Annotated in this window: 8 protein-coding genes; 1 reads left to right on the forward strand and 7 read right to left on the reverse strand. The window is 54.5% G+C overall.

From position 1 onward, the window contains the following. Window positions 1-68 precede the first annotated feature (68 nt). Window positions 69-962, reverse strand: coding sequence for a helix-turn-helix transcriptional regulator (locus DQG23_RS34460; protein WP_113035580.1), 894 nt, complete (start codon window positions 960-962; stop codon window positions 69-71). A gap of 134 nt (window positions 963-1,096) precedes the next feature. Here DQG23_RS34460 and DQG23_RS34465 point away from each other — a divergent pair, with 134 nt between their 5' ends. After that, window positions 1,097-2,935, forward strand: a complete 1,839-nt coding sequence (locus DQG23_RS34465; protein ID WP_113035581.1) for a glycoside hydrolase family 127 protein — start codon at window positions 1,097-1,099, stop codon at window positions 2,933-2,935. A gap of 383 nt (window positions 2,936-3,318) precedes the next feature. On the opposite strand, the gene DQG23_RS34470 is transcribed toward DQG23_RS34465, so the two are convergent. From DQG23_RS34470 to DQG23_RS42370, 6 genes are all read right to left on the reverse strand, one after another. Next, window positions 3,319-4,128 (reverse strand): helix-turn-helix domain-containing protein, encoded by an 810-nt coding sequence (locus DQG23_RS34470; RefSeq protein ID WP_113035582.1) that lies wholly within the window; start codon window positions 4,126-4,128, stop codon window positions 3,319-3,321. Between the two features lie 27 nt (window positions 4,129-4,155). Continuing rightward, the gene (locus DQG23_RS34475; RefSeq protein WP_113035583.1) at window positions 4,156-4,911 is read right to left on the reverse strand and encodes a DUF4184 family protein; all 756 of its coding nucleotides are present in this window, start codon (window positions 4,909-4,911) and stop codon (window positions 4,156-4,158) included. 2 nt (window positions 4,912-4,913) lie between these two features. Further along, window positions 4,914-5,426, reverse strand: coding sequence for a hypothetical protein (locus DQG23_RS34480; protein WP_113035584.1), 513 nt, complete (start codon window positions 5,424-5,426; stop codon window positions 4,914-4,916). A gap of 221 nt (window positions 5,427-5,647) precedes the next feature. Next, window positions 5,648-6,019 carry a hypothetical protein gene (locus DQG23_RS34485; RefSeq protein WP_146762442.1) on the reverse strand — a complete coding sequence of 124 codons (372 nt, stop codon included), beginning with the start codon at window positions 6,017-6,019 and terminating at the stop codon, window positions 5,648-5,650. An 815-nt stretch (window positions 6,020-6,834) separates the two neighbouring features. Next, on the reverse strand, window positions 6,835-7,323 hold the full coding sequence (locus DQG23_RS34490; RefSeq protein ID WP_113035586.1) for an 8-oxo-dGTP diphosphatase: 489 nt from the start codon (window positions 7,321-7,323) through the stop codon (window positions 6,835-6,837). A 66-nt stretch (window positions 7,324-7,389) separates the two neighbouring features. Beyond that, window positions 7,390-7,734, reverse strand: a 345-nt coding sequence (locus DQG23_RS42370; protein WP_337589425.1) for a topoisomerase C-terminal repeat-containing protein, incomplete at its 5' end; no start/stop codon positions are given.

Raw genomic sequence — 7,734 nt, forward strand, 5'->3', positions numbered from 1 at the left:
AGCTTTCAACTCCACGTGAACCGTGGGGATGAAGGCTTCTTTTTGCTGGGGCCGCTCGAAAGAAAGCTTTACTTCGTAAACCTTTTGCGGAACTGCAGAGGCGTGATCCCTTCCTTGCGCGAGAAGCGGCGCGAGAAGTAGGCGGACTGATGAAAGCCGACTTCTTCTGCGATGCGCGTGACGGACAGCTCCGTTTTCATAAGCAGCAGCTTGGCTTGCTCCAGCCGATATTGGATCAAGTAGTCGATCGGGGTGATGCCCAGCACCTTCAGCATACAGCGCGAAATGTAATTGGGATGGAAATGCAGCGCTTCTCCCAGCATCGCGTTCGTCACCGGAAGCCGGTAGTTTTGCTTCAAGAACGCTTCCGCTTGCTCGGCCAGCCGGACGGCTTGCGTGTCGTGCGCGCGCTTTTGCCCCAGGTGCAGGTCCTTTATCAGCTCGGTAAAGATCGCCTGCTGCTGCCAAAGCGCCGAGGATTGCGGCTGTTTTTCCGACTGCAAAAGATATTCGAGGGCGTCGAACGTTTTGCCGGGAGAGGGAAGCGAGCCGTGCTTGGGCAGGGCGATCGTATAAACGCGCTCCAGCGGCAAGCCCGTTCGGACCTGCTGCGTCTGCGCTGACTCCTTGTCCGGAGGAGGGGGAAGCCGTTCGTCCGAGCCTTCCCGCCATTCGCCTGCGGGATAGAAATGTATCCAATAAAAATGCGTTTCTACATCGCATGGCTCGGCTGCGTAATGATGAAGATCCGGCCGTAAAATAAGCGCTTGTCCTGCGCCCACGTCCCAACTGCGAAACTCCTCAGCCATGCGAAGAGTGCCGCTCTTCACAAGCAGCATGTCGAATACGCCGAGCGCATACCGGTCGGGATGCTCCTTGCCTGGCGCGTACGTATCCTTGCCGCCGTTCAAATAAAACGGCATAGGAGGAGCGGTCATATATAACGCGTTACCCGGTTCCATTTTCGCCTGCCTCCCTAGAAGGTTTAAATCGTGCAATTGAATGGTTTAGAAAAGGCGTATTTTTAAACAAATATAGCAGATATGATGGAGGGCATACAGAGTGAAATAATATGTTTTTACGAGGAGTGTTTAGAATGGAGAACGCCGCCAATTCTTATCGAAAGCTGCAAGCCGTTCCGTTCAATCGGGTCCGGATCGACGATACGTTCTGGGCGTCCAGATTAAAAGCGCTGAAAGAAACAACGATTCCCGCTTGCTTGGAGCAATGCGAGAGAACCGGGCGAATCGCCAATTTCGCCAAGGCGGCCGGGCTGACCGAAGGGCCGTTCCAAGGCATTTATTTTGACGATTCCGACGTGTATAAGCTGCTGGAGGGAGCTTCCTATTCGCTAATGAATCACCCGGACCCGGAGCTCGAAGCGCAGGTCGACCGGATCATCGGCCTCATTGCCGCCGCGCAGGAGGAGGACGGGTATTTGTTTACCTACTATTCGCTCGTTACACCCGAGCAGCGATGGACGGATATGAACAAGCACGAGATGTACTGCGGAGGCCATTTAATGGAAGCGGCGATCGCATACAAGCAAGCAACCGGCAAAAGCAAGCTGCTGGACGTCGCCTGCAGGCTGGCGGACCATTACGACGCCGTATTCGGTCCCGGCAAGAGGCATTGGGTCGACGGACATGAGGAAATCGAGCTTGCGCTTGTCGCCCTTTATCGCGAGACGAAGGAGGAGCGTTACTGGAAGCTGGCGCTTTGGCTGCTGGAGGAGCGGGGGCGCGGACACGGCAAGGGAGAAATATGGGACCGTGAGGATATGGGGCCCGCATACTGCCAGGACGACAAGCCGGTCCGGGAGCTGGCGGAAGTAAGCGGCCATGCCGTGCGCGCCATGTATTTGTATGCGGCGATGGCCGACGTGGCGGCGATGACCGGCGACAAAGCGTACATAAACGCGCTGGACCGGGTTTGGAGCAGCGTAGCCGAGCGCAACATGTATGTGACGGGCGGCATCGGCCAATCCAGGCACAATGAGGGTTTTACGCGCGATTATCATCTGCCGAACGAAACGGCTTACTGCGAAACGTGCGCGGCAGTCGGCATGGTGCTGTGGAATCATCGGATGAACCTGCTGCACGCGGACGGCAAATATGCCGATATCGTGGAGCGGGCCATGTACAACGGCGCGGCTGCCGGTATTTCGGTCAAAGGGGATCGATTTTTCTACGTCAACCCGCTTGCGTCGCGGGGAGATCATCATCGCGTGCCGTGGTTCGACTGCTCGTGTTGTCCGACGCAGCTGTCCAGATTTTTGCCCTCGGTGGGAAGTTATATTTATGCGGTCGCGGATAACGGCGTCGTCGTCAATCAATATGTGCAGGGGGAAACTATGGTTAGAACGGCGGGTATGGATGTCCGGGTGGAGCAAAAAACGGCGTATCCGTATAACGGCGACGTCCGACTAACCGTGCAACCGTCGGCGTCGCACCGCTTCGAGCTGAGGCTCCGTTACCCCGGCTGGTGCCGCGGCATGACCGTACACGTAAACGGTGAAGTGCTGGAAGCGGGCGATTATACGCTGGATAAGGGATACTTTGTCATCGAGAGAGTTTGGCGTGCGGGAGACCAAGTAGAGGTGCGATTGGATATGCCGATTCTGCGCGTTCGCAGCCGCAGTGAAGTGGAGGGTAACGCGGGCAGAGTCGCGCTGGAGCGGGGGCCGCTCCTGTATTGCGTCGAGAAAGCGGATAACGGCCATCTGCAATTCGACGATTTGGTCGTGCCCGAGCATGCGCCTCTGGCATGCGTGCTGTCCCGCAATTTCGGACCGCCGGTAACCGTGCTTCGGGGAGCCGGCTTTGACGGACGGGCGTTTACCGCGATTCCATACTGTTTCTGGGATAACAGGGAGCCCGGCTTTATGCAGGTATGGCTTCGGGAGAGGCGAGAGGAAACGCTGTATCTAGGTTGAAAAAGAACGGCGCTGTCCCGAATCTTGTAAGGAATCCCGTAAGGCGATTTCCGATTGACGAGCCCCATGCCCGGTTCATTTTCATTGCAAAAGGAAAAATTCGCAGCGCGGTCATAGAGATGATATATGAATTTTCATATAGGATCGTCGACATTAACGTGAAATCCTAAATTCTGTATGATTTTTCATATAGAATCGTCGAATTCAATGCGTAGGGGCAAATTCTATATGAATTTTCATATACGCCAGTATACGGTGCATACGCTTGCGAATTCACTTTCAGCAGAAGCGTTTGACGTGCGGCCGTTTTTTGCGAAAATGCACAGGCGCAGGGCTGAATTTCATCATAGCTTGTGACCGTCGGACGGAAGGGGCATGAACGGTTATCCTTGATCTGCGGCGCCGTTTCTCATTTGCAGCCTTCTGCGCCATGCCGTAGGAGATACGCCTTCCGATTCTTTAAACCATTGCGAGAACGAATGGAGACGCTCGAAGCCGATCTGCTCGGCGATTTCCTGAATGTCTTTGTCGGTGGAGCTGAGCAGCCACTTGGCTTCGTTCATCCGGCACTGCTGCTGATAACGCTTAGGGCTCATCCCGTATATTTTCTCGAACAGCCGGCGGAAGCCCGCAACCGTTAAACCGGCAAGCTTGGCCAGGTCGGACATTTGGACGTTCTGCTGCAAATTTTCGCGTATATAATCGGCCGTCTTCGTCACCGTCATCGCTTGCAAATCGGACTGGGAATGCTCCAGCAGGAATAACAGCATCATCTCGATCCAAGCCGCATAGTTGCGAGGCTTGTCCTTCAGCGAGGAGGCCTTGATGCGAAGCCATTCCCGAAACAGCTTCTCGAATCGTTCCTTATCGAGCCGCGATAAGGCGACGATGCTGGGCAAAGTGCCGGACAGGTCGACCAGCTGCTCCAGAAGCTCGGCCGTCCCCGCCGAATAGTCGATCAAGTGCAGGACGCCGAAGCGCACCCGGGAAACCGCTTCATAGCGGTGCGGCAAATCGGCCGGAACGGTGACGATATGTCCGGTTTCCACGATTCTTTTGTGTCCGGGCCATTCAATCAGCCCGCGGCCCTCCAGCACGATGCTTATTTCCACGGTCGGGTGATGATGGAAGCCTTCGTCAAACCAATTTTCGTTATACGTACCGATATGGCTTCGAATATTGAGCGATGTCATCCGCCAATCCTCCTGCACGGCATGCGTTTATTTCGTTCGGAGCCGCCGATCGGCCGTCATCCAAATAACGGAAGCGATGGTTATCCCCAACATGCCCCCGGACAATGCGGAAACGACCAAGATGCCTATGTAATTCGTGCTATCCGACAATATCAGCTTGAGGGCGACGGTCATAAGCGCTACCGCGGCTGCGATCAGCCAGAACATAAGCTTTTGCCTATTGCCGGCACGGTAAAGCTCCTCCGCCGGTGGCGACCCGCGGAGCAGGGCGGCCGCCATAGCGAGTAGTCCGAGCAATCCGATCAGCGAAAGCGAGTGCTGGCCGATCTTATAAAGGGGGATTCCCGCAAGCGTATTTTGCAAAAATGGCAGCTGCTTGACGTAAAAGCCCGAGTCGTGCGTGAAGCCGTCCAGAAAAATATGCGTGTAAAAGCCGGCCGCGACCGACAGGAGAAAAACGATCCACTGTCCGATCGTATGAATGTTCCACGGCTTGATCAGGCGAACGGCTTTTGCATCGAGGCCGCTTACCGAAGGCAGATGTATAGAGAGCGGCAGCCGGATAATCCGGTGAAATGAATAAGCGAACAGGATGCTTAGGGGGATTGCTTCGAGAAGCAGTCCCATATGCGTATGCCCGATTTTTTGATACGGCTCGAGCGCGATGAAATATTCGAAATCGGGCGACATGCTGCCCAATATAAGTCCCGTCGTGCTAAACCAGGCAGGCTTAAGCAGCTTAAGCGGGACGGCATAAAACGGATGAGCGAACGTAAAAGGCAAACCTAGTTCACTCCTTCATCGGCCGCGATCAGGTCGTTCAGATCCTTCAGCAGCCATTCCTCCGAGCCGTCGCGCGATAAAAACCACGTATGCGTAAAGTAAGGCTGCGGCTTGCGGATGCGGTCCTTGACCGCCAATATGTTCGACATGCCGAAAACGGGAGAGGCGTTGCGGATCAGCAGGGCGACCGGGTAATCGTGCGAGTAGCCGTTTATTTTCTGCTCCTTCCGGGCGATTCGCTTGTTCAGCTCCTCGACAAGCACGTCGAGCGATTCCAGCGAGCAGGACGTTTCCTGCGAACGGCCGAACAGCATTTTGGCCTCCTCGGAGCCGAAGAACAGATGGGTTACCTCCAAGCCGAGCTTTTGACGCTTTGCGTTCTGCAGGACGGCATCCGGTTTTTCTTGCTGATAAAGCAGACGCTGCTTAACGGGATGATTGCGATTGTAAATATTCACAAATATTGAAATGGCTTCTCTCTCCAGATGAAGCTTCTCGTCGTCCCGTCTTTTCATCTCGAATCGCCTCCAAGCTAGCAGAAGAGTAGGAACGCCCGCCTTCCGGGCCGCGGGTCAAGCACGGCTTGAGTCGGTCTGTACTTACCATCGTACCATATCCCGGAGTGAAGCTGAACGCTTGCCGGCAAAATGGGCGGGGGTGCGTGCATAAAATCCAAAACGGCCCCGGGCCGGTGCAATGGCTTTCGAGAGAAGGCGGCCCAACGCGCTGCGGTCCGTCAGAGCTCCAAAGGCGGAACGTCCCTGATCAGATCGGGTTCATTATGGACGAAAGTTATTTCAAGGGAGCTTTTCCAATCGGGAACCTGATCGTCCGGAATCGATCGCTGCGCGTTATCGCTTTCCGTTAAAGCCTGCACGCTTTCGTCGCTCAGCTTGATTTGCGTTTCCAGCAGAAGTATGTGCAGCTTCGCTACATCTCTGGCGGATATCTCGAAGAAAATGCAGATGGAGATGTTGGCATACATTTTGAAATCGAGCACCCAAGCGCCGCTTCCGGAAATGGCTTCTTTGACCTTATCGACCGCTTCATGCCGATTTTGGCGGGTAACCCCGTTAATCCTTAGAAAACGTTTGACGATTGCGCACACCCCCGAAACTATCAACTATCTACGATAGACAATTCACAGTCTTTCCTTTGGATTGTAACTTTCTTACAAACGGAGGGCAACTATGTTTGGTGAGATGTGAGACGGAGTTGTCCGATTACTGGGGGGACGATAGTAACGAAAGGGTAATTGGTAACGAGGCAAAGATGATGAAAGTAGGATCAAGTCTAAAACTAGTGCCTTGACCGCGTCTGGTCTAAGGTTTTCTGCCCGCGCTTTTCATGAGAAAATCCGCAGTGGAAAGGCGGGTTCGTATAAGGCCACGAGCACCCAAACCTTGCAATTGATGCGGTCAAGGTACTAAGTATTGATGAAGACCTGGTTACGAAAGCAAACGCGGATATCTTAATGGTTATGCATGAATCGTGCGCGTAGTGTAGAAAACCTTATTGTTCATGAGGCTGTCCTCACTATTCCACCGGTAAAATGCTCCTTCTCGAGAGATAGTGAGGCAAACACCACTATCAATTTCGTTTACCTCACTAATAATTGCGTTTGCCTCATTAACTCGCATGAACACGGGTTTTCGGTGAGAGATAGTGAGGTTTGCCTTATGAACAGTAAACTTTTCCTCACTATTTCTCCAGGGCACAAGTCATCAGCGGCATGGAGGCTGCATTTTTCGGATTATGGGCGAGATCCGGAAGACATTGACTGCGCGGAGGGGGCACAAGTCCGAGGAGTACGGATGCCGGCATCGGCCGATCTCAAAACCGAGGAATTCGGATGACACCCATCAGCCCTAAATCAGCGGAATGTCTCCAGTGGCGGCCGCTGCCGGGCTGGCGGTGGGAGTTTCAGTGCTTTGTGAAAGATGACCGGTACGATTTCTGTTCGTCCTGGTCCCAAACTTCGTGGATTTCGAACGTTCCTTCTTCGAAAAAGAGCGGAAACCGCCGCTTAAACCAATCCTGCATCGGCAAATTCAGCGCTTCATCGATCTTGACCCAGAGTAACTCGCCTTCGGGAGGGTTTTGTAGCAGCTCTCCTTCATAGGAACGGGCCAAGTAGTTGAACACCATATAACGAAAATTTTTCTTCGGGTCGACAAATTCGTCGAGCCCTTTGTAAACCAAGTCTTTCACGCGTAAGCCGGTTTCTTCAAATACTTCGCGGGCGGCGCCTTCCGTCAGGCTTTCGGGAAAATCCACTTTCCCGCCCGGACCTATGTAGCCGGGGAAGCCTAGACGGTTCGGCCTGTTGATAAGGAGAACCTTGTCTCCGTCCTGGACGAGGCACATCGTATACATCGCGACTTGGACTTGCTGCTGCGCTGCGGTGGACATAAGGCATAACCTCTTTTCTCTATAACGATGATGAAAAACCGGCCGATGACGGCCGGTCGTAACCATTTAAGGCTCCAGCTCAAGTGCCCCGGTGGCAGGGTCTTTGAGCACGATGCGGGCGCTTGTTTCATTGCCGTTCGCATCGTTCAGCTTCAGCTTGCTTGTTTTGCCTTTCTCGATGAGCGTGCGGACGGTTGCATCGGTGAGCGTTTTGCCGAAGCTCGTTTTCCAGATGACGAACGAGCAGCCGCTCTTGTAGTGGCTGCAGCCGTAACCGCGGCGGCCCATAAAAATGCTGCCGCCGCAGCCCGGCCGCGGGCATGCCGCGATCACGCGCGGCGCCTCCGCGGCGCTGCCTGCGGCATGCGCTTGCGCCGTGCGGCCTGCGCCGCCGGCCGCGCCTCCCGCGGC

It is taken from the genome of Paenibacillus contaminans (genome assembly GCF_003285015.1).
Lineage (GTDB): Bacteria > Bacillota > Bacilli > Paenibacillales > NBRC-103111 > Paenibacillus_V > Paenibacillus_V contaminans.